Source organism: Paenibacillus mesophilus, from assembly GCF_005938385.1.
In the GTDB taxonomy this organism is placed as follows: Bacteria; Bacillota; Bacilli; order Paenibacillales; family NBRC-103111; genus Paenibacillus_AB; species Paenibacillus_AB mesophilus.
In genome coordinates, this window is sequence record NZ_VCRA01000005.1 from 45,102 (window position 1) to 70,906 (window position 25,805).

Here is a 25,805-nt window from a genome sequence, read left to right on the forward strand (position 1 = left end):
ACAATGTTGTAAATTATGTTATCATGAATGAAGCCGCTACAATACTCCCGTTCATGCGAGGCCATAGTTAATCCATTTGTCGTATCAACAATATACTCATACAAATTGCTACAAAGCAGTTCCTTCCTTAGATATGTCTTCTGGAAGCTCATACCTGACCTCGGAATAGTTGTATATCAGTGGTTCCTGTTTGATTTCATTCCCTGTCTTTTTGTCAATGACGCTTCTCCAAATCTCATTTTGCCGATAGTTTTTCCCTCCCGTTTTCAGAAAGGCATGATTTTTTTCAAATACATGATAGGAATAGGGCCATTCTTCTTCGAGATGTACGGATCCTTTGAGATGCTCGTCAGTCAGCCAAACCTTGAACTGGATCGCTTGATCGGTCTGGTTGTGAAACCGGAGATCGATATAATTGTAAAAAACGCTCGCCCCACTGCCAAACGGCAATGCGCGCTGATCGTCTGGGAAAGGGTCGAAGCTATGGTGGTGCCTTTCCCGTATGGTAAGAGGTGTATGAAGAGCGAGCCAAAACAAGAGATTTGCCAGCTGGCATATGCCGCCTCCGACACCGGTTTTGACGTCGCCTTGAGCTAGGAGAAGGCCTTCGATATACCCTTTATCCGCAGTCGTTTTTCCGACCATTTTCCAAAAAGAGAAGGTCTCACCTGGACGAATGATGATCCCGTCTACTTGACGAATGCTTATCCGTAAATTCGTAATCTTATTCTCCTGAAGAATGGGATCGGTGGAGCCCAATTTTCTACGCAGTAGGGATTGATGCTTTTTGCAGGTATACGGCAGCTTTTCTTCCGTCCTTACTTTTGCAAACCTTGTGAAGGAAAATGCATTTTGAAGATGCCGCTTTAAAACTAGTTGGGCAACACGCACTTCGTACAAAAAAGGGAAACGACTCAGTAGTCTTTGTCTCAAAATATACTCACCTTTCCTTAGCCAAACCGGCCTGCTTGTTTAACAATTGCAAGTCCTCATTGCCGCAGCGCCCCAAGCTTAATCTCCAGGAATTAGTTCGTCGGCGTGGTATTCCGTAAACTCTGGCGGTACCTCTTTGGATACAAGTCTGTCCCCTTTCAAAGCCTTCACGTCATCAATTGCTTTTACAATATAATTCCACTTTTAGTTGCAATATCCTGTCTGTGAAGTGAACAAAGGCAGCCAATCATTTGGCCGGCTGCCGTCGAGTTGTTTTTGTTCTGCTATCGTTCCTCAATAGCGTATCCTTACATTTGTCGGCAATTTCGGACTGAGGCGATTGGGTTCTTAGCCAGTTTCCTCTCCTCCATTTGAATGCTGGAAAGTAAACGTGCATCTTAACTTGCCGTTTACAGAAGAACATCTGACAAATACAAGATCTACACCTAAAATTTTCGATATGGCTTCAATCTTTCTTTCGATGATTTGTCTTTTACGGGCTATGACTTGCTGACACGTAAGTGTTTTTCCCTTTATTTTTTTCAAAAGTATCCCTTCCTTTTTTAACCGGGCTGTGGTCCGAAGCCTCCCGCTCGCGCTTTTCGCACCTACAAGCGTACTTAATAACATTAATCGTCTGTTTATTTGTTGCTTTATTCCAGTGATAAGTCTTTGACAGCGGAGCACGTCACTGTTTGAACATGCGCACGCTATCCTCATATGCGTTGGACGAGTGAATGGATTTCGACGTAACTGACCCTGCTTACATGAACATGTCATACCTTGTTGCTCCCTCCAACTAAAAAAACGTTTTCCGATTTGGAAACCGTTATCTGGAGACCTTATTATTTACCAGGATGAATGCGAAGGACCGAGCTGATTTGGTTGAAGGCTACCGGAGTGTCCTCTTCAAACAAGCCTAACATTTTCGCCGTGTTGGGAGTTACTTGAATGAAAGGTTCCACAAAAATGTCTGTACCTGCTTGAAGCCGAACCCTTTTCGTTACAAGTCCGCGCTTCAATAGCAGCTGAGTCTTGAGAATTCCGAGTAACACTACGCCGATCGCCGAAACGTGTATTTCATTGTCCGTTATATGAGTGATGGTCCTGTCGCCATTCGTATTTATTTCAACGACTGTGCTTCCAATCCTTGTGGCAATCGAAGTACGCGACACCGGTTTTCTAAAAAAAGAAATGCTTCGATCGACCGAGTCAAACCGCACATTGTAGCGCCTCTTATTGATCAAGCCTAGCGTTCGAGCAGTTGCTACACCCACATCAATTCGATTATCAATGCATTCAGAAGAATCACTGTTAGTTAAGGAAACCCTTACTTCCGCATTCCCTCGCCGCAGGACAACATTACCATCGGGTACCGTAAATGTAGGCAATGGCGAGCCTCCGCAGCCCGCAACTAAGAATGCTTGATTTGCAAAATCAGGGACAACATTCACATCAAAAACAGCTCGCGAGATCATCTCTGTATGCTTCACACCTTTCATGCTAGCCATAATGGAACGGGTATTCCTATGCGATTTTGCACCTAGTACCCATTCATTATGGTATGTGTCCCATGCGTTGCTGCGCTTAGATGATTGCCCTATCTCCGGATAAAATCCTCACTATATTCAGAGTAAATGATAAGAAGATTGTGACATTCCCGTTTACCTTAGACGTTCCCAAGCACAAGCAGGTCCTTAAAATGAGTAACCGTCCTCATTCCTTTTGCTTATGACAAAGTATCGGTTAAAACAGCCTCATTCCTAAGAAAAAGAAGGGCCCCCTTAGCGCGGTTGGATTCCGCCCAAGATCAGCCCTTTTGTCTTTCGTTTGATTTTCCTACAACCTTCTATAGGTGCTCAGCAGGGATGGTCGACCCTGTCGTAGTGCCCGCATCCCCTGTCATCTGATTATTTTACAACTGATTGGCCTTACTGATGAGCCCCTTAACTTGTGCTTACACGCTCTACCAACTGAGTGAATCCTATAATGTAATTATTGCATTTAAACAGTCTAACAAGCTTGCGATTGGCTCGTCTATCCGTGTTCTTGTTACATAATGAGGAATTTCAAGGGTAAACTGTATCTTGGATAACGGCGGATACTGTAACAATAACCTAGAGAGTGCTGTTATCAGTTGCGGCTGACCAAGCTATAAAGAAGATATAAAATGAAAAAAATTGCTCTATATTTTGTGCTGATTGCGGTCGTTTTCGCGTTTCCGATGATCAGGCCAGTTGATAACATCTTCGCGGAAGAGCAAGGCACCGACAAACAACCCGACTGGAGAATACTCGAACATATTTTCGGTCGCAAAGGTACGGTGCAAGACAACATGTTCAAAGTTACGTTTCCACGATCCGATTTAAAAGTAAAAATCGGCGAGGTCATGGTCGAACCGGGTCTTGCTCTTACGGGTTGGCTCGCTTTTAAGCCATTTGGAAACGAAACGATGATGATGGGTGATCTTGTTCTACTTGATACGGAAGTGCCTGCGGTTGTCTCAAAATTAAGCAGCAGCGGAATTAACATCACAGGTTTGCATAATCACCTTATTAACGAAATGCCAAGCGTTATGTATTTGCATGTTTCAGGACGCGGTGATCCAACGAAGCTTGCCGAGAACGCAAAGGCTGCTCTTGCTCAGACGGGCACTCCACTTACTCCGCCTTCTGGCCCCCCACAGCCTTCCGCTTTCGATTGGTCGAAAGTTGAAGACATTATAGGGCAGAAAGGTAAACGTAGCGGAAGTCTTCTGCAGTTCAACATTTCGCGCACGGAAAACATAACGGAAAATAATATGGTAATTCCTCCGTTCATGGGAGTAGCTTCACCAATCAATTTTCAAGCAGTCGGAAAGAAGGCGGCGACTACGGGAGACTTCGTCCTTTTGGCGAATGAAGTAAACCCTGTGGTACAAGCTTTGACGGAACACGGTATAATCGTTACGGCAATCCACAATCACATGTTGGACGAATCTCCGCGGCTGTTCTTCCTGCATTTCTGGGGATATGACGATCCTGAAAAATTGGCTCGGGGTTTGAAAGCGGCACTGGAAAAAACGAATCATGTAAAAGAAAAATGAAAATAAATGTCAGCTCCGCGGGGCAGCCCACTAACGCAACGAAGCTGCCGGTCATCTCTGCGGCAGCTTCGTAATGAAATTGATTAAGCTCTCGTCTCCGTTTAGTTCATGCTATGGTTTGGCCATGCTGTAAAATTTGACGTCGTCAACGTAAACTTCGACCGGCTCGTTGCTGGAGACTAGGACGATCAATCGCGCTTGCCGGACCTGCTTTCCGCTGATGGTCTGCGGAATTTCTCCATCCAGACGCGCTTCCAACCATTGAGATTCCGCGTCCGCAAGAGAAGTGACCGGGGAGCGCACCGTGCTGAAGTTGATCCATTCTCCTTGGTCGTCAAGCAGATCGAAGCCCCATTGGATACTGCCGGCTGTGTTTCCAGCCTGCGGAATGTGGTAACGGAAGCGCATGCTTGCCAGCCCGGGCTCCACGGCGATCACCTGGCTTGGTCCACCCCATCCTTTTCCGTACACCTGCATGCTCACTGTACCGGTAAAGGCCGTCCCATGCGCCCGCCGAATGGAGCGGGACGACGTGGAACGCGACAGCAGCTCCCACGGCGGCGCTGCCTCATCACCGTCCTCGAAGGACGGATTCTGCACCGAGGACGGACGTGACAATGCCTGAAGCATTAGCGCGGCGTACTGTCTCCCCTCGAGTGAAGGATGCTTCGCGGCCAGCTCTGACGCCCGAAGCCGCACCGGCCCGCCAGCAGCCTCGCGGTCCTTCATGTAATCGACAAGCGCCCAAAACTCCGGCGCGTTCCAACCAGACCAAATGAGTTGGTTGAATCTTCTCGCATCCATAAGCTGCAGAAGGGCAGGATTCGACTTGAACTCGTCCAGCAGCGTGAACCGCTTCCCGGCCATCTCGATCCGCCGCCCGAACAGATCGACCGAATGCTCCAGGAGGGCAAGCGCCGAAGCCTTATCGGCCGGCCGCTCTCCGATCCGGGGATAGCTCAGAGCGGACGCTTCATAATACTCGAACGCACGAAGGAGCAGATTGGCCCTGGCCTTTTGCGGCTCTGTTTCCGCTGCGGCGACAACCGCTACTAGCAATTCGCGGCTAAGCGATATGTCTTCCTCGGTTACCGCATTCAAATAAGCAGGGTCGGCGAAGTTTTGATAAATCGTGCCGGGCAAAAACCATGGCTCGAGAATGGCTCGTTCCGTCCAATAAAGTTCCCAATGATCATAGTATTGCTTCAGATACGTCGCTGCCGTCACGCCGACCGCCCTTGTATACCATTCTTGCAGCAGCGCGTCTACGTCTTTTTCGGGATTCCAGAGCAGCTTGGACGCCACCCATGCTTTCGGCCCCTCGCCCCAATTCGGGTACAATTCGGCGTAGTACGATCCGATCCCCCGTTCACGCGCATGACGGAGTGTTTCCGCCATTTGGTGCGGATATATGCGGGGTACAAGATACGGACTGCCGTAAATGTAATCGTAGTAGCCGATTTGGCCGGCCACTTGCAGCCAGCTTTCTTCATCCGCGTAGCCCAGAGTCTCGGCTTCCGGGTCGGCCCAAGCCATCCGGTCCTTTGTAAGGAAAGGAATGACACGCGGGTTCAGCGGAAACGACGGCGGCCGGATCACCGACTGATAGGCGAGAAGACCGAACCATTTGTCGGGGTAAACGGCCAATACGCGCGCCACAACCCGATTGACCCAATCGTAGTATACCGGAATCGGATTGCTTTCGCAGTACCCGTTTCCGTCATTGATGCCGAGCGAATACGACTGCGCGTCCGGGTTGTCCCGAAAATAAGCCGAAATTTCTTCAACGGCCGCGTCCACCGTATCCGGATTCGAGAAACACGGCTGCCATCCGGAGATCGAATTCGCGGAAGGCGGCTTCCCTTTCGGATAAAACTCCGGGTGCGTCGCCCCGAACTTGGACACCGAAAACAGGTTGTACATATTGTGATGAAAGCTGACCGGAGCGTTGTAGAACCCTTGCAGCCGGTTTCGCTGAGCCCATTTGTTCAGCTCCTGGTTCGCATCCGCACCGTTGTCCGGCTTCCCGTGCAGCGGACTAAACACCCGGAATCCGAAGGCCGGTTGTTCCCGCACGATTCCCTTTCCCGCCGACAAGTCGCTCCACTGCGGCACATCCTCGCCGTCAGGTCCCGGCATCAGCCAGCGAATATCGGCATACCGTTCCAGAAAGCCGTATACGCCGTTCGTCGTCCCCCAGACGGTGGGACCGGCGATCGTAATCGTTTGGCCTTGCGGGTAGATGACGAACCCGTCCCCGTCCAAGGTGGAGAGCAGCGCATCGAGCGCCGGCGCGTTTCCGTAAACACTTTCCGTCGTGCCGATGCGAATGATGACTTGTTCCGGCACGCCGCCCCCGCCAGCTGTGTATTCCGGCTCCGTCATGATCGGCAAAAGCGCTCCCGTCGATTTCCGTACGTAGTCGACCAATGTTTCAGCAGGCCCCCTCCTGACCGGAGTTTGCGGTTCGAAGCCCGGATTGGCCAGAGGCACGTCGTTCCCAGAGACCGAGCGCATCTTGATATCGTCGAAATAAACGCTTGCCTGCGGGATGCCGGTATAAAGTCCCGCAGCGGCATAAGCGGCCTGTGCAGGCGCTGTCCCCGTAACGGACGCTTCGGTCCAGAAGGCGCCGGTACCCGGCACTCGGAGCCAGGGTTGGCTGCCGATGCGAACCTTGTTTTGATCATAAAACCGGATAAAGATTTGCGGATCGTCACCTGACGCGCGATACACCATCGCAGAGACGGTGTAGGTTTCGCCCGCTCTAATCTCGACAAGATCGCTTAGCACCCCGTAGGTAGAGCTGTCGTCATCGTTGAAGTGCAGGCTGTTATTGCCCGTATGGCTGACTGCATCGGTAACGGCAATCTTTCCTTTCCCGTATGCTTGCGTCCACCCGGGAATAACGTCCGGTTCCGGCCCGGCGGCCGGTTCCTCAGGGTAAACCGTATCGTCGACCACAACGACTGCATTCGCCTGTCCACCTCGTACGATGTCCAGCGCGGATACTCCTTGGTTCGCCGGCGGGGAGGCCGCAGCTCTCCGGTCAAGCGCCGGCGGATGCGGCTGTGCGCCGCCGCCATTCGTCATCTTTCTCTCCCCCAAATTCGAAATCATTCCGTCTCGATTCATCCGCCCGTCCTTTACTGCGACGTAGGAGGACTCGCCTTCCGTCGGGCGACTGCTCTCGTACACGGTATCGCTTGCCGCGATATTGCCGAACGGCAAGCTCGTTGCCAATACAGTCCATATAAGCAGCTTTGCCCACATTCGACGGGTATTCCGGTTGCCGACATTCATGAGGATTCCCCTCTCCTTTGCCGGTTATTGGTTTTTCAATTCCCCGATCTTTTTGTCCGCCCGCTCCTCCGCTTCCCGGAGCGCCGTATTCGTATCCTTCCGGCCGCCGACGACATCGTTGAACGCATTGATCAGCTCAGCCCTTGCCGCGATGTAGTACTTGTCCTTCACATTCATTTCGCCGTAGTTGGGTGGAACGAGCGCCTTGGCATGCTTTCCTCTCAGCTCCGGAATGCCGCTGCCCAACAAATCCATATAGCCGGCGTTTTGCAGCGGCGGCGTGAATCCGCCTTTTACCAGCTCCCGCTGGATGTCGTCGGAGACCAGTTGGGTGATCGCCGCAAACGCTTCTTCCCGGTGCTTGCTGCCTGCGGCGATCAAATAATAGCGCGTGCTGGGCTGCGGCCCTTCCTTCGGCGCGTTTTTGAAGACGGGAAACGGCGAGATTTCCCAGTTCAGATCCCATTTCTCGCTGGCCGCCCGAACGCCGGCATCGTTGATGCCGAGCAAGATCGCTGCCCGCTTTTCCTTCAAGAATAAATCTCTCGACTTGGTCAGGCTCGTTAGCAACGCCGGGTCGGAAATGTCCGGGAGCATGGTGAAAAGCGGCACGGTCCGGTCGAATTTTCGTTTCCAGTACTCGCTGTTCAAAGTGGCCTTCAAGTTTTTTGCATCCACGTACTGGGGCGCCCGCTCGTTCATGTCGAGCAGCGCGATAATATCTGCGGCGAAGCCGTAATATTGCACGCCGCCGTCAGCCCGGGTAAGCTTTTTCGCCGTTTCCAAAATATCTTCCCACGTCATCTTGTCGTTCAAATAAGGCACGCCGAACTTGTCGAACAAGTCCTTGTTGTAGTACAGCGTATACGAGCTCACTCGGCCGGGAAGCCCGAGCACCTTGCCGCCGGTCAACTGCTTCATCATGTTGATCGTGACCGGGATAAACCGGTTGAGATCGTAGTTGTGCTTCTTGACCAGATCGGAAATATCCGAATCCAGCCCTACGTCGATGACCGGTTGCAGGTCGGGAGACGAAATGATAATGTCGATCGGCGTTTTCGCCGTGACGACATCCCGTAAAGTGGTCCCCGTCCCCGGCAGCATGAAGTTGAACTTGAAATTCGGATACTTCTTCTGGATGTACTGTCCCTCCGAGCTCATGAATCCTTCGTAATTGCCGCCCAGCAACGAGTACACGGTCAGCACCACCTCTTTGTTCGGATCGACCGCTTCCACCGTTTTTCCGGCATCGCCGGACCGGACCGGCTCTCCGGCTGCTCCCCCATCGCCTCCTTCTTTGCCGCAAGCGGCCAACAGCAGCAATGCCGACATCGCCGTCGCGCCAAGCCATCTTCTTCTAGTCCCGCTCATCTTCGACTTGCCCCTCTCAACTGCTTATTTGCGGAAACAGGCGGATTTGCAACGAAAATGACAACGTTTTCACCTGCCCACAGCTTCAATTATAGCGGGCCGCATTTTTCGCCAACAAGAAATCCTCATGACTTCAGATTGCATTTCCGTTACTTGTGGACGCAGCGTCGCCCGCTTGACTGAATAGACCAATGGAGGTCATAAAATTACCGTTTCGGACCAAAAGTCATTAAAATACAAACCAGGTCATGAAGTTCATATTGTCCGGTATTCGTTAGCCATCACAAGACGTCAAACACTATGGGCAAAGGCTGCAAGGAAAGCGGTCGAATCGGCAACAGTCCGGGGACGGTCGGAATCATCCGCGGCCAAGCACCTTCTTCGCCGCAGCAGCGCAAAAATGTGCTAAAATGATTAGGAAATTTCAGGCTGGATCGGCTTCCGTCTTCTTCCGGCACTTCAGAGGAGGCATTTCTGTGAGAAACTCCCGCGCGTCCGTGGTCGTACTAACCTCGACCGGTTTGCACGTGCGCATCGAACCGATATCGCCACATACGTTTCACGTTCGGATGAATCGGACGGGTTGTTTCGAAGAACCCTCTCCACTTGTCCGTCTTGGAGTTGTTGCCCCCTATCCTGCATCGGTTTGCTGGGAAACGAAAATGCGCGAGGAAGAAATGGACGTGAGTACGGACTCTGCGGCTCTCCGAGTGGACCGCCGTTCCGGAGAACTATCGCTGTACGGCGAAGCCGGAACGCTGCTTACCCGGCAAAACCGTCCGCCTCGCGCAGGCTACGGGACGCCGGCCAGCCTCGACGCTGCTGCCAGCGTCTCCGATGACGGCTTCGAGACGCAGTTTGCGCTTGCTGCGGAAGAACGCATATACGGGTTGGGCGACCAGCATGATACCCCGCTGATGAAACGGGGCTGCAAAATCGCGATTTGCTTTCGCAGCGGCAAGGAGGTGCACGCCCCCATTCCGCTGCTCCTATCGAGCGAACGATGGGGTCTGCTGATGGACACCGACAGCCGGCACGAATTCGATGTCGGCTGCTCCTCGCCGGATGTTGTGCGGATTCACGGAAGGCGCGGGGAGCTGGCGTTTTACCTGTTCACAGGCGACGGTCTTGCCGGACTGCTGCAGAAGTACGCGGAGCTGACCGGCCCAGCGGCGCTGCTCCCCGTCTGGGCTTACGGACTTGCTTACAATTGCAACCAACAGGCGACGGCGCGGGACATGCTTGAGGACGCGTTGAACTTTCGGGGGGAAGGCATTCCGTGCGACATGATCGGTCTGGAGCCGACCTGGATGGATCGGCAGTTCGATTACGACGGGCCCGTCGATTGGCATCCGGACCGGTTCTACCTTCCGCAGTGGCTGCCGCAAGGCGCCCATACGTTCATGGGCGCCTTGCGCACAGCCGGGTTCAAGCTGACCCTTGGACTATATTTGCGTGACGATGACGAAGCGGGTCAGCAACCTATTTTGCCGGAGAATTGGTACGATTATTTGAAGCCGTTTGTCGAACAAGGCGTGCTTGGATTCAACCTGTGCACCAAAATACCGGTTCGGGAGATGGCGAAAATTCCCGTTCCTGCGGACGACAGTTCCGACGACGCGGAAAGCTTACCGCATTCGACCGTGGTCGGCCGCTCCATCCGGGAAGGCTTCGCTTCTCAGACCGGACGGCGGCCGATGATCTATACGCCTATCGGATATACCGGCATTCAGAAATATGCCGCCGTCTGGTCGGGCGGGAGGTCGCGTGCCCACTTGTCCGTGCTCAGTCTCGGACTCTCCGGCATCGCCCACATGGCCGTCGACATGGAGCTGCACATTGCCGCCGGGATCCACTTCGGCTTTTTCCAGCCTTGGTCGAAGGTGAACAGCTGGGCGTATTGGCGGCACCCCCTTCTGCTAGACCCGGAGCTGCTGCACCTGTTCAAGACGTACGCCAGGCTCCGCTACCGGCTGCTGCCGTACATTTATTCCGCAGCCCACGTAGCCGCACGCACCGGACTGCCGATCGCCAGGGCGATGCCGCTAGTCTTTCCCGACGATCCGCACGCCGTCGCGCAGCAAAACCAATACATGTTCGGGGAAGCCTTCCTGGTCGCGGTGTTCACCGATCAGGTATATTTGCCAGCCGGGGAATGGTACGACTATTGGACCGGGGAGAAGTTCACCGGCCCGGCCGATATCTCGTACTGCGTCCCTAAGCATGCCGCCGGTCCGCTCTTCGTCCGAGCCGGCGCGATCGTGCCGATGTGGCCGGACATGGAATACTCAGGGCAGCGGCCGGCAGACCGGCTGGAGCTGCATCTGTACCCAGGCGGCGCTGGCGAATTTACGCTGTATGAGGACGACGGATTTTCATTCGGCTACTTGCGAGGGGAATTAGCTGTGACAAGCATCGCCTGCCGGGACGACCGGCGCGTCTTCGGCGTCGAGATCGGGCCCCGAGTTGGCCGTTATCCCGACATGCCGGAGAGACGGACGTGGGACGTCGTCGTTCATGTGCTCGACAAGCCGGCGGCTGTCAAGGTGGACGGCCAAGCATGGCGCGAGACGAACGGCTCTCGCAAGGAACCGCCCCCGGCTTCCTGGTCGTACCACAGAAAAACCGGCACCCTTCGACTGCTCGTCCCCGACGTCGTCGACCGGCCGACTTCGATCCGACTCGAAAATGCCCTCACAGGCGGCCGCGAAGTTCGGCGAATGTCCGAACGGCAGCGATCAAAGTCCAGACCAAACGTCGGCCGGCGCACGACGGGCAAACTGGAGAAAGACATCGAGGTCGGGCTGGAGACGGGGAATACGGCCAAGGCATTGTCCGCGCTCGAGCGCTGGTGGTCCGTTCGGACGACCGAGGCTGGCTCGGTCGAAGACGTGCGCGAGTATTGGCTAGTCATGAACGGCCTGTTCGTCAGGATGGCCGAACGGAAAGGATGGTCGCTTCACGAGATCGTCGGAGGCGACCCTCTGCTCCGTTCCCGCTTTCAACCGACCGACAGTGTTCAGGATGCCTACAACTCGCTCGCGCAAATCGCGGCGCACATCATCGAATACGGCAAGCGGCAAGGCGAAACATATGGCATCGTCCGTCAGACGACGGATATAATCATGAGCGAGATCGACTGCGAGCTGTCGCTGCATGCGATCGCCAACCGGCTACATCTCAATTCCTCCTACTTGAGCCGCAGATTCAAGCAGGAAATCGGCCTCTCTTACTCCGACTACGTGCTGGAAAAAAAGATGGGGCTCGCCAAGGAGCTTCTGCTGGCCGGTTCGACCATCGCCACCGCCGCGGAGCGGACCGGCTTCAAGGACGCCAGCTACTTCAATCGTGTTTTTCGCAAATATTGGGGCGTCACCCCAGGGGAAATGAGGTCATGAAATCGAATAGCCGCCGGCTGAGCCGGCGGCTTCCCCTTCCCCTCTCGGAGCTTTTGTCCCCTTGATGGTCCCGGCTGACTGGCTTTTGCCGCATGCGGCCAAAATCAGCATAGTCGCGCCGTTCCCGTACATCAGCCAGTCGTGCCGTATCAAAGCGGAATTCACGGTGCTGGAGCAGCACATCAACCCGTTTGTCCGACAGGTGTTGTAAAACTGAAGAAATCCTGATATGAAGGAACTTGTCGGGTGATTAGAACTTGATCTCATTAATAGCCGCGTAATCATGGCTTTTGTGTTTTATTGGATCAAGGGGTTGTGGCAAGGTGTGAAGAAGATCATTGATCCGCTATTAGTCGTAAGATGACAAGGCTGCGATAAAATAAAAACACGGCGATGACTGGATGGAATGCGGACAATATGCCAATTTGCGAAGAAAACACGCCGGTCATCACCATTACGATAATCATCCCGATTAATGCAGCGGTGTGCAGACGGAGTCGACGCGAATGCTTGCCGATAAACGTTAAAGCAAATATGATGATTGGCAAAAACGAAAGGTAATTCGCAAATTCTTCGTGATATGTCCAATGGGAAGAGTTAACAAACAATGCCAATCCCGCAAAGAAAATTTGAATCAACACAGCACCGGCAAAAATCCATGTCAGCCCAGTCATCATTGTTCGCGATATGCTAAAAGCCGAGGTTTCCACGAATTGTTCACTTCCCTTTCATCTTATAAATGTTTCGGTAAGTTAGAAGCTGCTGCGTCTGTTTCAATAGAATGATTTTATTCAGCGAAAAAGAGGGATCTACCAAGGTCTGCATACTATTCTTCAACACGTTTACCCTTGTCCAAAAATATCGTCCTGACTTTACTCAGCTTGTCGGGATCGCGGATGACATGGATAGTTGTGATGTGTCGATTTGCCACTGTAAATGAAACTACGGACAACTGATCCTCGTCATCGAACAAAACGAGTCCCGGCGCGCCGTTGACCAAGGCGAAGCGTATCCTAAGTCTAGATTGCCGGGTGAACGCAACCACGCCATTCGCCACACGTTCGGCGCCTTGTTCAACACGGGCTACACCTGCCGTATCCCCGCCGCCATCTCCGCGCCAGACAACGTTCGGATCCAGTGTCGAGACGAGTTTTTCCATGTCGCCTTTCTGACAAGCGGCGGCAAATGCAAGAACAAGCTCTTTCTGTTCTGCGAATGTAGGAACAAACCTCGGTCTTCCTTGTTCGATGTGCTTTCGAGCGCGGGAAGCGAGCTTGCGAACTGCTGCAGGAGATCGGCCGACGATCGTTGAGATTTCCACGAAAGAAAGACCGAACACGTCATGCAGCAAAAAGGCGGTGCGTTCTACTGCAGACAGATGTTGCAATACGATCATCAACGCAATACTGACAGAATCGTCCAGCGCTACGCGTTCGGCAGGATCATCCAGATTGACATCTTCAACGAGCGGCTCCGGTAACCAATGGCCGACATAGCGTTCCCACCGCGATCGAGCACTGTTTAACGTATCCAGGGCAAGCCGTGCTACCGTCGTTGTCAGCCATCCCGGAATATTCCGAATCAGCTCCGCGTCACCTATGGATTGCAGCCTCATCCAGGTTTCCTGCACACAATCTTCCGCTTCCGCAACGGAGCTTGTGATCGAGTAGGCCACTCGAAGCAAACGCGGACGTTCGGCTTCAAACAATGACAGCAACATGTCGTTCTTCTGCTGTTCAACCATGACGTTTCACCTCCGTCAACCATGATTCGAACGTGATTTGTCCGCGAACGTGAGGATGTTCCGCCGTAGCGGCGCCTGAACGCAGTTCGCGACCTAAATGGCCGGGAAGAGGGATCGGAAGCCCAACGACTCGCTACCCCGACACCGAACGCCAAGTTCGAGCAACCATCCTCGCATCGGTAATTTCCGGGCCGGCAATTTCTAAACGACCATGTCGAGGTTTTGCCTCGACCGTATCGGCTATCGTGTGTGCGACCTCATCCACCGCAACGGTTTGAATCGGAATTTTCAACAGGGGTAACACCTTCCATCGTGCGGCTTGTTCGAACATCGCGGCGATGTAGTCATGAAATTGCGTCGCTCGGACAATCGTCCATGGCACATCATTCTGTTCCACCACATGCTCTTGTTCGGCTTTAATGCCGAAATACCCCATCGGTATGCGTTCGCAACCGACGATGGAGACGCACAAGTGATGACTTATTCCCGCTTGTTTGCCAGCCGCCAGCAATCTTTTCGTTCCGTCGATCAGAATGTTTTTTGCATTCGTAGAAGCGTTGCTGGCATCAACAAGCGCATCGCAACCCTCCAAGGCGGCATCTAGCCTTTCGCCCGTTACGAGGTTTACTTGATGTTCCAAGGACCGGCGGCTCAGCACGCGAACTTCATGTCCACGCCGACGAAGTACTGCGGAGACGCGCCGTCCTAACATTCCCGTTCCACCCACAACCGCTATTTTCACTTGCCTCACTCCTTTCACATGAATGACGGTATAGCGTGCCAAAGTGTGACATCCTTTTGTTTATGAGGTTGATGGTATGTAAGATAGAGCAGTTTTTTTGGAGTGAAACCAGCTATAGTGGGAGAGTGCTTGCATGGCATGCAAGTGGTACGTGAGTAGAATCTTTCCATGAAGATGTTGAACGTTTAGATTCAATCCCCGGTATAGCCACTCGAATGGCAGAACAAATCTCGGCGGAATTCGGAGCGGATAATAAAAAACAGTTTCCTAATGCAGCGCATTTATGCTCGTGGTCTGGATTAGTACCTGGTCATAACGAAAGCGCAGGACTGAATCACTTTCCCACCTTTCAGACGCTTTCAAAAAATTGAATGAACGGTGTCTTCTTAGGAAGTTTAGCCCATAAATCGCGAGTGTTGCCCAAGAGTCCTTGGAGAGGTAATCACCTTTTGTCCGATAGTCCTCATCTACCTCATCTTCTTTTATGTTAGACAATCATACAAGCAAAAAAATCGTATTCTACATAAAAATACTATCATCAAGAAGGAGGTTGATAGTAATGTCTTCCCATAATAGTGTAAAAATCATGACATGGAACATCTATTTTGGAGCTGTTTTAACGCCTGCAGTAGGAACCACTCCAGAGGAACTCCCACAACGTGTTACTGAGATCTTTAGACAGTTTCAAGCAACAAATTTTCCGGTACGATCAAGAGCTATTGCTGATCAAATTGCAAGAAAAAAACCAGATATAATAGGTCTTCAAGAAGCAGCAATATGGCAACTTTTGTTACCTCAAAAATCTAAAGTAGTAGTAGAGTATGATTTTGTTTCGATCCTTCTCAAAGAGTTAGAAAAAAGAGGGTTGCATTATGAGGTTATAGCAATAGTAGACACTTCGGATGTTACGTTACCTAGTAGTACCGGCTTCAACGTTCGGTTTTTAGATCGAGATGTGATTGTGGCGCGAAAAAATTCAGATCTTAAGTTCTCAAATATACAAACAAAGAAATTTGATGCTTTTCTTCCCATTCTAGTTGGCGGTAAGCTTGAAAAACTCCTGTTTGGTTGGGCGTCTGTTGATGTCAAAATATGCGGAAAGAAATTTAAGCTCGTAAATACTCATTTACAACCCGTTTCACCTTTAATTCCCCTTACACTTCAAATACAACTCGCTCAAGCAAATGAACTTTTACGGGGCCCCGGAGCTACTGGACTTCCTGTGGTATTCATAGGAGATTTCAACTCAAATTCTGACGGCAGTGGTCCATCTTACAACCTTATGATTAATGCTGGATTTGAAGATACATGGAATATCGCAGGAAAAGGCGAAGGATTAACATGTTGCCAAGATGCTGATGTATTAAATTTGACTTCGCAACTTTTTGTTCGAATAGACTTAATTCTCTTTCGGGGCGATTTCAAAGTTAAAAAAGTGGACGTTGTTGGAGAAGAGCAAAAGGATCGCACATCAACGGCACTATGGCCTTCTGATCATGCAGGAGTTGTCGCCGAACTTACTTTACATTAGCTAATCCTTTTTCTGCTAACATAGGCGAATCCCAAATTTGAGAGAAGTCTGTATCCCGCTAACTATCTGACGTATCTATTTGAGAAGTTGCTCAATCCTCAGAATCCAAGAGATAAGCTACTTCCTTGGTCACAGAGACCCTCCCTCTAACCTGTCGCGTCTCAAATATAAATCTACTTTTCTTCTGACAGTTACAGAGATCATTAGTTTCTGCGATAACCACTAGCACGGCTAATCATTATTTTACCCGGGATATTCTTCTTCCCCATGAAGCTGCCTCCTTCCTCCTCCTCTTCTCATGTCTCCGTACGGCAGCAGAGGCGTACATGGTAGGTGGTGGGTCTTTGACCCAACCATCCGTAATAAGCAGTTTTGAGATGAATGAAATCTTGTACGTTTCTCCTTGTCTATTTATCCAAGAAATAGTTTTCTAATTTCATAGTATATGAGTGTAATACCAAAGTCATTATAAAGGAGCTGGGAAAAATGGCTGTGAGTCCTCTTTGCCGACGCTTTGCGGGCATACTTGGCGCAAGAGCACAAGTCATCAACGGTGTTTGTACAGCCTCGAGAGTTAGAAGTAATATAAAACCCGTTATTCTGGGTAAACGCAGCAGGTCCTTTCTCGCGATTCCCCAAGCATTTTCATTCGAAAGTATCGGTCGTGACGGAAGAGCACTTTGTCTAGGAGAAACAGTCATCTTAACAGCGGAAATCAATCCATTTATTTCGCGGCTGCGTAGACAAGGAATTAAAGTGACTGCTCTGCACAACCATTGGCTTTTCGACAAACCAAACCTCTGGTACATCCACTTCGAAAAGAAAGAAAGACCATTGGTATTTGCCAGAGAAGTTCGCAATGCGTTGAGCGTTCTGACAAAACGGATTGTTCGACCGTAATAGGGCCAGAAACCCTATGCTGTTCCTCACGAAAGACCAAATAATTATGCTGTTTCTTGAATGGTGGAAAGAAAATGTTTGACGGATATAACAGGCTGAGGGAGATCCCCTCAGCCCTTATTTGATTTAATATCTTCAGCCGGACAAACTGTACCACAAAGATTCTGTTAACTCCGCAATGCGGCAGCAAACGAGTTGAGTTATTTTTGCCGGTTCGTTTCAATATTTTTCGATATTTGTTCTTCCGCTTCCCTCAGTGCCGTGTTAATATCCTTCTCCCCTTTGACAACCGGTTCGATGGCGCGAGTTATATATTCTTCCGCGAACGAATCGTATTTGCTAACCGGAAGCGCTTTCGCAGCGTTGGTTTTAAAGGCGGCTTTCACATTCTTGCCTTGCAAGTAAGCCAAGTTTTTACCGAATTCCTGCTCTATGTTATTTGCCTTCAATACCGGCAGCCGCGCGTTGCGGGCTATTTCCGTCTGCACCTCGTCGGATAAAATCGTGGAAATGACTTGAAATGCTTGATCTTTGTATTTGCTTTGCGCCGTGACATGAAGAATCCACTCATCCACCTGCATGCCAGTGTTGGGGCGTTCTTTGAATGACGGGTACTGGGCCAAATCCCAATTCAAATCCTGCGTATCCTTCAAATTCGGCAGGTTATTATTTGAAGCGAGCATAGCGAGCGTCCGTTCTTTCTTAAATTGATCGAAACCGGAGCCGGCATAACGGGGTGTGCTGTTTCCGGGAATGTCGTAGATGCTTTTCAGTAATTCGAATATTTTTTTCCAGTTATCATTGTTCACGGTCGGCTTCTCCGTTACCGGATCGATAAAGCCGTATGACAGCACCGAAGCTACTCGGGTCGATTTATCCGGCTCCAAGCCCCGATACTGCCCGCCGCCGTCGCTGCGCGACACTTTTTTGGCCAGCTCTCTGGCATCCTCCCAAGTCATGCCGTCCTTCGGATACGGGACACCAAATTTGTCGAAAATATCTTTATTATAGTAGAGACCACTGAAGTGCATCGTCCATGGAAGACCGATTAAGTTATTTTGCCGGCTTGCCGACTTCACCGATTCTACGGCGACCGGGTTCAAACGGGAAAGGTCGAAATTGAATTTTTTGATCAGCGGTTCGATATTATCTTCCATTCCGGTTCCTACAAACCGGTAAATGATCGGTGAGGCGGTCATCACCAAATCCGGTATGACGCCGGAGGCCATCAGCTTATCGAAACTGTTATCCGGCTTGGATAAATCGATGGGCTCGATCGTAATGTACGGAAAGCGCTTTTTCACTGGCTCCTCAACGTAATTCTTGAACTCGTCAGGTCCAAGCCATCCCATGCTCAGCGCGAATTTGATCGTGACGGGCTCGGTCGAAACTTTAGGCGGAGCTTTGTTATCACCGGCGGGCTGCTCACTGGCCTTGCCGTCATTTCCGCTGCTGCAGGCGGTTGCGAACAACAGTAGTGAAAGTGCGGCCATTCGTTTCATTGCCATGTCTTTTTCCCCCATTCATGATTGTCCCAATCACCCCCAACTTCCTCCTCTAGACAATACGCCCATGTCCTTCGAACGGATAGTCGATCGTAATACGCCCCGCCTGGCAATCACCAATGCCGCTGTAAAGATCGGCCTTGCCGTCTGAACGCATCACAATTCCCGAAGTAAAGACGCAGTCGATCAAATGCGGTGCCTTGGCAGGTCCCGGCGGGTAGCAGGGACGACTTCCGATCAAATGAAGGTCCGAGGGCTCTCTGGTGGTTGGATCGAAGACGAAGGCCATGTTCAGGTACACCTTCACTTCCCCTCCGTTCTCATCCTTATCCCGATAGCAAATGTGGCCGATGATGCCGATTTTGCCGCTGTCGAGCAGATAAGCCTGATTAACGCCTCCCCATTCGCCTTCCCCGAAGATGCCGTGAATGTACGGTGCGTTCTCGATGACGTTCGCAGATAACTCTTCCAGTCTGTCAACGAACGTGAAGCCGATCATGGATTCGCTCCCGTATTTGCCTCTCGTCTCCGCGCCGCGCGGACGCGAGAAGACGCCGATCTTGCCATCCGACAACGGAACAAGGCGAATATCCTTCATTCTGTTAGGTCCGGTAGTGAAGTAGTACAAATTGTGGAGGTCGGTGCCCCGGAAGAAATAGCCGAAAAACGTGCTGTATCTTCCACACTGATATTGCACATGAGTCCCACCCATTACAAGCTCATCACCGATCTCACAGATGTAAGGGTCCTCCAGTGTATAGATCATGCTATCTTCCACCACGGTCCATTCATCCCGCCCCGTCTCCTCGAACAGGCGGACCCAAGAGCGGGCCCATTCCTCGCGACGTTCTACCCGCCCGAACAAATAGCGCTTCCCGTCCCGTATGAACGGAATCGAAATATTGTAGACATCAAAACCGTCCACGCCATGAAATACCAGGGTCTCACTCTCATAGATCTTTTTTGTCGCTTCAAATTCAATTCTTTGTGTCTGCAGGGTCAAATTTCTCTACACCTTCCTTTTGTTTTTCGTTTTCCGTTGAAACGTAAAATATTGGGGTCTTTCGCTCCATCCGGCCATTCTTCTTTTAAGGAGAGCGGATTTTATACGTAATGGCGGGACTCAGTGGCGGTGTTTCCATTTCCTCGGAGGACTTGCAGCCGGACAAGCCTATTACGAAAGCAGCGTCCGCCATTCAGCTTGAAACTATGGGCAGGGCTTCGTATTCATCAGATACCTGCTCGTAAAATGTTTCACGGAAAAATCAGAGGGTCATCGGTCACTTCAACGATTGCAGAGCAGTTTGTTCCTTGATATACTGGTTCAGCTTGTCCTGTGCATTCCGCAAGGCGGTATTGACATCGGTCCCTTTCAGGATCACCTCGTTGCCTGCTTCTACAATTATGCTTCTGCCTTTCTGATCATATTTCGTATGTTCATGCATGCCCGGCAGGAGGGTGAAGAACGCATTCGTATTTTTCCCCTTCAGGAATGCCAAGTCCGCGCCGTAATCTCTCTTCGTTTCTTCCGTTTTCTTCAATATCGTTATTCCGCCGCTCTTATTGATTGACTTCTGCACCTCTTCGCCGGAGACATGAGACACCACTTGATAAGCTTGATCCTTATGTTTGCTTGTTGCGGTCACAATCATGTTATGCGCTTCCGCCTGCCATGCGCTGCCCTTGCCTTTCTCAAACGTGGGGAGAGTTGCCATGTCCCAATTAAACTCCTGACCGGCCTTGACCACTTTATCGATTTCGCCGATAGTATCCGCACCCCAATAGCCGGCCATAGCGACCTTTTGATCTTTCACAAACACGCCGATCGAGTTGCTTGTAATTTTGCCGTCCTTCACATACCCCGGAATGTCATGCAACGATTTATTCCAGTTCAGCACCTTCGCCCAACCGTCCGTTGTCAACACGGCTTCGTTCGTCTGCTTGTTCACATAAGGCAAAGAAAGCCCCATTGCCATGCGGTCCGTTCCTCCCGTGTAGAAGCCCAGATATTGAACGCCTCCGTCACTGCGAGTCATCCTTCGCGCCAAATCGAAAGTTTCCTCATAAGTCATGCCGTCCTTAGGATAAGCGATTCCAAATTTATCAAATAGGTCTTTGTTATAGAAGAGAGCGGGGATGTTCATTCGAAATGGCAGCGCCGCCATTTCGCCTTTTTGGCCAAATTTCTTGATGGCTTCTATCGTGACCGGATCGTATTTGGACAGGTCCGTTCCGAATTTTTTGATATACGGATTCAGATCCTCAATGATTTGCAATTCCTGTATACCAGGAATCCCCGGCAAACCGGTCATCAAAATATCCGGCACGTCACCCGCCGATATCAAATCCTGTAGCTTGCCGCCAACCCACTCCAAGGTAATATGCGGATATTTTTTTTTGATCGGTTCAACAAAATAAGTCTCAAACTCTTCTTTGGGGAAAGCACCATAGGCAACATAAAACTTTAATGTAACAGGTTCCGTTCTGACCTCGGCCGGATCCGTGCTTTTTCCGCCGGACTTATTTTGACTTTGGCAGCCGATATTCAGGAGCAACGCTAAGACTGTGGCGGTAAGTACCAACTTCCTTTTCATTAAAATTCCCCCATCTTAAACTTTATTCATTAACTTTTGACACTGTGCTGGTGAAGCTCTCGTTACCCCGGAACAGGAAACCGCTTTCGCAACTCCGTACAGTTTGTTTGGTTTGTATCATTTCTTGAGCCATCTCCGAACCTCCTTTCTTATGGTTAATATAATTATTATCTTAATTACTTACTAGTTAATATGATAGATATCATTTACCTTTTTGTCAATATTTAATGTACATATTAATCAATCAGTATCCGTATAAAATTCAAGTGAAGCGTTGCTTCAGCAAAATTCGTGCGTCAGAACCATCACTTTTATTTGTCTGCTTCCGCCTGCTTCAAAATGACTCGGGTGCGTGGAGCTTGTTGACTAATTAACAATTTGGTTATACAATTGGATAAGTTAGGAGCGTGCAGAATGATCATAGACGTGACCACGACAAATATGAAAGTGCTGGAGTGCTTTTCTTCCGAAACGCGAGTTCGGATCATCGAATTGTTGAATGAGAAGCCTTATAACATTGGTGAGCTCGCAGAGGCATTAGGCTTGTCATCAGCCATCATTACAAAGCATATCCAGAAGCTGGAGGAAGCAAGAATTGTTTTTACGGAGAATACGGTAGGAAAACGAGGTACGCAGAAGCGCTGTTCCTTGAATGTGGACAAGATGACGTTAGTGCTCCGAACGGCCGAAGATGAAAAGCCGCGCAGCCAAACCGGATTTACGGTCGACTTACCGGTCGGACAATACATCCGGTATAAGGTTCGGCCAACCTGCGGCTTGGCGTCCTCCGTCAAGCGTATCGGTATGATGGACGACCCTCGTTATTTCGATGATCCCGAGCGTACAACGGCCGAGCATCTCTGGTTTGCAAGCGGTTTTGTCGAATATCGGATTCCGAATTATTTGGTCGGGCAAGAAACCGCATCGTGCTTAACCATTTCTTTGGAGATTTGTTCCGAAGCGCCTTATTATAACGATAATTGGCCGTCGGATATTACATTTTCTATCAATAGCATCGATGTTGCTACTTGGACCTGCCCGGGAGATTTTGGCAGCAAGCGCGGGCAATACACGCCCGAGTGGTGGGTCGATACACAATACGGACTTATTAAGGTCCTCTCCGTTACCGATGAAGGTACATTTATCGATGGGGTAAGATTTTCGGACGTTCGTATTGATCAACTGAACATAAAAACAGGACAGGAGCTGCTTTTTCGAATCTCTTGTCCCGAATCCGCTGCAAATTGCGGAGGTGTCAGCCTTTTTGGCAAGAACTTCGGCAACTATCCGCAGGACATTCGAGTAACGGTTTCGGTTTAGATCTCTATGTTATGGATTGTAAAGTAAAGGGCTGGCTTCCCAGCCCTTCCTCTCACAAGCTCTGATGGACTGCCTCTAATACATCCTTCTCATTTTTTTGCTGGGACATCGGGAAACGCGCGCCCCTATGTAAATAGCTTGCCACATCGTTCGATATGTGTTTTCCGTCTTACGCCTGCAAGTGACCCATCGCTAATAGGTGTCGCTGAATCACTGATCGATTCCCTACCGCCCTGATTGACCCAGTACCATGATTTCCGATAAGGCGACAGGGCTGCTTCCCGGCTTCGAGGTGTCGGGCACAAACTTGATTTTTTTCGCTTTTTGCCCATTCAATTGGACAATAGCCGCAGCTCCCGGCTCCGTTGGGAAGCGGACCTCTTTCTTCTCCTTCCCGCTGTCCAGGATCAAGGTGCCCGATTGGAGCGCTTTAGCGGAATCACCGCTGTCGTAAATCCAGACACCGTTGATGGCGAAGGGCTGATCCCATTCAAGCTGAACCCAAGGGGAGGAATCGTTCGAAGCGGATATCCAATCCTGAGAACTCGTACGCTTATAAATACCGATTTCCCCGTCAACCAGAAATTTTAGATTGGAGGACTCGTCCGTAGAGCTTGCCGAAAGCTTGGCTTCACCTGCGATATTTTTCCATATGTTCGTTCCCGAAGGCAGAGGCTGCTCCGTTAACGTCGGGCCGTTTACGTACAACGTTCCGTCGTCGCGGAGGCCCATCCGGTCGATATGGAGCTGGCGGGATCCTCCCCCCTTCTTTACATCGATATGAGAAGGATAGACAATGAAAAGCTCCTTCCCGTCCGGCGATGGCACAATACTGTGATGACCGGTTCCGGAAACTTGAGGATAGTTCGCGCTCAACACGGGATTATTCACATATTTTACGAACGGTCCGAGAGGATTTTTTGACGTTGCGTAACCGATCGCATATGACTTCCCGCAATAGCAATTTGCCGAGTACATCAAATAATAAGTGCCTTTGTGCTTGTGTACCCAGCTTCCTTCATTCCATCGTTGTTTGCCGGAAGATTCCCACGTCTGTTCCGGGTGGGTTAGCATTCGCGGTTCGCCGATAACGGATTGCAGATCGTTACTGAGCTGAGCCACATGAATTTGGCTCTCGGAGTGATCCCCGACCGTATGAAGGTCTACGGAATAATACATATAAATCTTGCCATCATCGTCAAAAAACACAAAAGGATCAATCGTTCCATAGCCGAAATCAAACAACGGCTTCTCGGATAAGGTATGGAAAGGACCTGTCGGCTTGTCGCTGACAGCGACGGAGATCCTCGGGTAGTCCTTCCCTTTAGTGGCGGAAAAAAACATATAATACTTCCCGCCGTGCTCTTTCACGTCCGGAGCCCAAAATTTATTGTCCGCCCATGGAACCTCTCCGCCGTTAAGAGCAATACCCGCGTCTTTCCAATGAACCAGATCGGGTGAAGAGTAGGCCTTGAATTTGTTGCCCCCCGTCGGATACATATAATAGAGGCCGTTCGAGTCCCGGAAAACGCTTGGATCCGCAATATTCTTTAAGAGCGGATTGTGATAGGACGTCCCGTCCGGCGCTTTGCCGACAACAGGGGTCTGTGACTCAGTAGCTTTCAATTCATTCGAAGTCGGACTTGTTCCCGATTTGCAACCGACCATCATGACCGATACAACGGTCATCAGTATAACCGTTTTCATTAATCGCATAGCTGTTCCCCCTTTCATCACAGCGTCGCGTTCACCAGCCCGATTGTTCCGAAGCGCCTTATTATAACGATAATTGGCCGTCGGATATTGAGTAATGGTTTCGGTTTAGATCGCTCATGATCGCTCATTTTCTTTCCTCTTATCTTCGTAGTTCAATGTAACGGTCGTATTCATAGGGAGGCGATCCTCTTTGGCCATCGACCACAGGAGCAACTTCCTCTCGAGCCCGTGAACGATTGGGTCATAGGCCGGGTCGCCGAACAAGTTCGTCAGCTCGTGCGGGTCGCTCTTCATGTCGTACAGCTCCCCTTCCCCGTTCGCATAGATGTTCAGCTTCCAGTCGCGGGTGCGGATGCTTTTCCCTTTGCCCAGCCAGGCTTCGCGGTACGCGCACCAGACGAAGTACCGTTCGTCGAACGGATGCTCCGGCCGGCCGGTCATATCCGCGAGCTTCAGCGGCTCTCCCTCCTCCCCGCTTTCCATAACCACATAATCCCGAGGGACGTAATCCTGCTCCGACCGAAGGAACGGCGCGAGGCTCCGGCCTTGGCAGCCGTACGGAACCGGTACTCCTGCCATCTCCAGCAAGGTCGGCATGACGTCAACCAGTTCGACCATATGAGCGGTACGCTTCGGTCCTTCGTAACCTGGCGCATAGACGATAAACGGTACATGCGTAAATGAATCGTAGAACCCATTATGCTTCTGGATGAGCCCGTGCGCCCCCATGGAATCCCCGTGATCGGAAGTGAAGACAATAATCGTATTGTCCATTAAGCCGAGCGATTCCATCTTGGTGAAAACGATCGCGAGCGTATCGTCGATAAACTTGATCATGCCGTAGTGAATGGCCCGTACCTTGCGGATCAAGTCGTCGTCGGCGCGATCCATCGCGTCCATCACGTGCATAACCTTTTGCCGCTCCGGCTTGCCGTCCAGATTGTCCTTGGGCGGAAGCGGCACATCGGCCGGATCGATCATACTGGCATATGGCTCCGGCACCTGATACGGGGTGTGCGGATCCGGGAACGACAGTCACGTGAAGAACGGCTTCTCCGGGTCTCTCACCTCTTCCAGATAATCTACCATCGATTGGCCGAGGAGGTAGGTGCCGCATTTCTCCGGTCTGGCCGGATTTGTGCCATGTCCGAGCGGGCTGTTCCAGCAGTTGCGCTCGGCCCATTCATGAGCTGTGATACTTTCCGGATCGTTCCGGTACCCGTCGACCATATGTCCGTGCTCGGCAAGCCGAACGTGATCGAAAACTTGCCGCAGCAGACTGGCCTTCTCGGGAACGGAGCCCGGATAGTACGATTTGGCCGCGTCAATCATGAACGCGTGATTTTTCCCGATAATCGCGGTCTGATAGCCGTTCTCCTTCAACACCTGAGGCAGCGTTGTTTCGTTCGGGTTAATCAGCATATGATTTGCATGGACGCCGATCGTCGAAGCGTAACGGCCTGTAAACATGGATGAACGCGATGGCGAGCATGCCGGATAGTTGCAAAACGCAAGCTCGAACAAGACACCCTTCTCCGCAAGGCGTTCCAAAGCCGGAGTTTGCAGCACCGGATTGCCGTACAGGCTTAACGTTTCCGCCGTTTGCTGGTCGGTTTGAATAAGCAGAATGTTGGGTCGCGGCATCGGGTTCTCTCCTTGTAAA

General features: G+C 50.9%; 17 protein-coding genes and 2 pseudogenes. 7 read left to right on the plus strand and 12 right to left on the minus strand.

Annotation, left to right across the window (positions count from 1 at the left end; translation table 11 throughout):
• Positions 1–108: 108 nt before the first annotated feature.
• Positions 109–933, minus strand: a complete 825-nt coding sequence (locus tag FE783_RS10180) for a VanW family protein (protein ID WP_238402977.1) — start codon at positions 931–933, stop codon at positions 109–111.
• An 845-nt stretch (positions 934–1,778) separates the two neighbouring features.
• A complete protein-coding gene (locus FE783_RS10185; RefSeq protein WP_138879248.1) occupies positions 1,779–2,444 on the minus strand; it encodes a hypothetical protein in 666 nt (221 codons plus the stop codon).
• A 659-nt stretch (positions 2,445–3,103) separates the two neighbouring features.
• Between FE783_RS10185 and FE783_RS10190 the strand changes: the two genes are divergently transcribed.
• A complete protein-coding gene (locus FE783_RS10190; protein WP_138879249.1) occupies positions 3,104–4,018 on the plus strand; it encodes a DUF1259 domain-containing protein in 915 nt (304 codons plus the stop codon).
• Positions 4,019–4,129: 111 nt separating this feature from the next.
• Here FE783_RS10190 and FE783_RS10195 read toward each other — a convergent pair whose 3' ends face one another.
• Together FE783_RS10195 and FE783_RS10200 are read right to left on the minus strand one after the other, a co-directional pair.
• Positions 4,130–7,321 carry a DUF4838 domain-containing protein gene (locus FE783_RS10195; RefSeq protein ID WP_138879250.1) on the minus strand — a complete coding sequence of 1,064 codons (3,192 nt, stop codon included), beginning with the start codon at positions 7,319–7,321 and terminating at the stop codon, positions 4,130–4,132.
• A 24-nt stretch (positions 7,322–7,345) separates the two neighbouring features.
• Complete coding sequence (locus FE783_RS10200; protein WP_138879251.1) at positions 7,346–8,692, minus strand: ABC transporter substrate-binding protein; 1,347 nt, start codon at positions 8,690–8,692, stop codon at positions 7,346–7,348.
• Between the two features lie 476 nt (positions 8,693–9,168).
• Between FE783_RS10200 and FE783_RS10205 the strand changes: the two genes are divergently transcribed.
• Both FE783_RS10205 and FE783_RS37460 read left to right on the plus strand, forming a co-directional pair.
• Positions 9,169–12,090: a TIM-barrel domain-containing protein gene (locus tag FE783_RS10205; protein ID WP_158301711.1), complete on the plus strand. Its 2,922-nt coding sequence runs from the start codon at positions 9,169–9,171 to the stop codon at positions 12,088–12,090.
• A gap of 61 nt (positions 12,091–12,151) precedes the next feature.
• Positions 12,152–12,301, plus strand: a complete 150-nt coding sequence (locus FE783_RS37460; protein ID WP_158301712.1) for a hypothetical protein — start codon at positions 12,152–12,154, stop codon at positions 12,299–12,301.
• 124 nt (positions 12,302–12,425) lie between these two features.
• Here the strand turns inward: FE783_RS37460 and FE783_RS10210 are convergent, their stop codons facing one another.
• The 3 genes from FE783_RS10210 to FE783_RS10220 all read right to left on the minus strand — a co-directional run bounded on the left by FE783_RS10210 (position 12,426) and on the right by FE783_RS10220 (position 14,618).
• The gene (locus tag FE783_RS10210; protein ID WP_138879253.1) at positions 12,426–12,800 is read right to left on the minus strand and encodes a DUF6220 domain-containing protein; all 375 of its coding nucleotides are present in this window, start codon (positions 12,798–12,800) and stop codon (positions 12,426–12,428) included.
• 116 nt (positions 12,801–12,916) lie between these two features.
• Positions 12,917–13,834, minus strand: coding sequence for an RNA polymerase sigma factor SigJ (gene sigJ / locus FE783_RS10215; protein WP_138879254.1), 918 nt, complete (start codon positions 13,832–13,834; stop codon positions 12,917–12,919).
• Between the two features lie 133 nt (positions 13,835–13,967).
• Positions 13,968–14,618: an SDR family oxidoreductase gene (locus FE783_RS10220; protein ID WP_138879255.1), complete on the minus strand. Its 651-nt coding sequence runs from the start codon at positions 14,616–14,618 to the stop codon at positions 13,968–13,970.
• A gap of 122 nt (positions 14,619–14,740) precedes the next feature.
• Between FE783_RS10220 and FE783_RS10225 the strand changes: the two are divergent.
• The 3 genes and pseudogenes from FE783_RS10225 to FE783_RS10235 form a co-directional block, all read left to right on the plus strand.
• A pseudogene (locus tag FE783_RS10225) lies at positions 14,741–14,905 on the plus strand (transposase); the annotation flags it as partial.
• A gap of 230 nt (positions 14,906–15,135) precedes the next feature.
• Positions 15,136–16,107: an endonuclease/exonuclease/phosphatase family protein gene (locus FE783_RS10230; protein ID WP_238402978.1), complete on the plus strand. Its 972-nt coding sequence runs from the start codon at positions 15,136–15,138 to the stop codon at positions 16,105–16,107.
• 486 nt (positions 16,108–16,593) lie between these two features.
• Positions 16,594–17,007: a DUF1259 domain-containing protein gene (locus FE783_RS10235; protein ID WP_138879256.1), complete on the plus strand. Its 414-nt coding sequence runs from the start codon at positions 16,594–16,596 to the stop codon at positions 17,005–17,007.
• Between the two features lie 200 nt (positions 17,008–17,207).
• On the opposite strand, the gene FE783_RS10240 is transcribed toward FE783_RS10235, so the two are convergent.
• From FE783_RS10240 to FE783_RS10250, 3 genes are all read right to left on the minus strand, one after another.
• Positions 17,208–18,515 carry an ABC transporter substrate-binding protein gene (locus tag FE783_RS10240; protein ID WP_158301713.1) on the minus strand — a complete coding sequence of 436 codons (1,308 nt, stop codon included), beginning with the start codon at positions 18,513–18,515 and terminating at the stop codon, positions 17,208–17,210.
• A gap of 49 nt (positions 18,516–18,564) precedes the next feature.
• Positions 18,565–19,515, minus strand: a complete 951-nt coding sequence (locus FE783_RS10245; RefSeq protein ID WP_138879258.1) for a DUF1861 family protein — start codon at positions 19,513–19,515, stop codon at positions 18,565–18,567.
• A gap of 277 nt (positions 19,516–19,792) precedes the next feature.
• The gene (locus tag FE783_RS10250; protein ID WP_138879259.1) at positions 19,793–21,106 is read right to left on the minus strand and encodes an ABC transporter substrate-binding protein; all 1,314 of its coding nucleotides are present in this window, start codon (positions 21,104–21,106) and stop codon (positions 19,793–19,795) included.
• Positions 21,107–21,520: 414 nt separating this feature from the next.
• Between FE783_RS10250 and FE783_RS10255 the strand changes: the two genes are divergently transcribed.
• Positions 21,521–22,426 (plus strand): ArsR/SmtB family transcription factor, encoded by a 906-nt coding sequence (locus FE783_RS10255; protein ID WP_138879260.1) that lies wholly within the window; start codon positions 21,521–21,523, stop codon positions 22,424–22,426.
• Between the two features lie 225 nt (positions 22,427–22,651).
• On the opposite strand, the gene FE783_RS10260 is transcribed toward FE783_RS10255, so the two are convergent.
• Both FE783_RS10260 and FE783_RS38255 read right to left on the minus strand, forming a co-directional pair.
• The gene (locus FE783_RS10260) at positions 22,652–24,142 is read right to left on the minus strand and encodes a glycoside hydrolase family 43 protein (RefSeq protein WP_158301714.1); all 1,491 of its coding nucleotides are present in this window, start codon (positions 24,140–24,142) and stop codon (positions 22,652–22,654) included.
• A 114-nt stretch (positions 24,143–24,256) separates the two neighbouring features.
• Positions 24,257–25,786 (minus strand): annotated as a pseudogene (locus tag FE783_RS38255) (sulfatase family protein).
• Between the last annotated feature and the right edge of the window lie 19 nt (positions 25,787–25,805).

What these genes read in the sequence shown, in the direction of transcription:
- sigJ (WP_138879254.1), bottom strand. Translation starts at nt 13,834, where the DNA reads ATGGTTGAACAGCAGAAGAACGACATGTTGCTGTCATTGTTTGAAGCC.
- FE783_RS10185 (WP_138879248.1), bottom strand. Translation starts at nt 2,444, where the DNA reads ATGGCTAGCATGAAAGGTGTGAAGCATACAGAGATGATCTCGCGAGCT.
- FE783_RS10260 (WP_158301714.1), bottom strand. Translation starts at nt 24,142, where the DNA reads ATGCGATTAATGAAAACGGTTATACTGATGACCGTTGTATCGGTCATG.
- FE783_RS10235 (WP_138879256.1), top strand. Translation starts at nt 16,594, where the DNA reads ATGGCTGTGAGTCCTCTTTGCCGACGCTTTGCGGGCATACTTGGCGCA.
- FE783_RS10240 (WP_158301713.1), bottom strand. Translation starts at nt 18,515, where the DNA reads ATGGCAATGAAACGAATGGCCGCACTTTCACTACTGTTGTTCGCAACC.
- FE783_RS10255 (WP_138879260.1), top strand. Translation starts at nt 21,521, where the DNA reads ATGATCATAGACGTGACCACGACAAATATGAAAGTGCTGGAGTGCTTT.
- FE783_RS10190 (WP_138879249.1), top strand. Translation starts at nt 3,104, where the DNA reads ATGAAAAAAATTGCTCTATATTTTGTGCTGATTGCGGTCGTTTTCGCG.
- FE783_RS10200 (WP_138879251.1), bottom strand. Translation starts at nt 8,692, where the DNA reads ATGAGCGGGACTAGAAGAAGATGGCTTGGCGCGACGGCGATGTCGGCA.
- FE783_RS10195 (WP_138879250.1), bottom strand. Translation starts at nt 7,321, where the DNA reads ATGAATGTCGGCAACCGGAATACCCGTCGAATGTGGGCAAAGCTGCTT.
- FE783_RS10230 (WP_238402978.1), top strand. Translation starts at nt 15,136, where the DNA reads ATGTCTTCCCATAATAGTGTAAAAATCATGACATGGAACATCTATTTT.
- FE783_RS10250 (WP_138879259.1), bottom strand. Translation starts at nt 21,106, where the DNA reads ATGAAAAGGAAGTTGGTACTTACCGCCACAGTCTTAGCGTTGCTCCTG.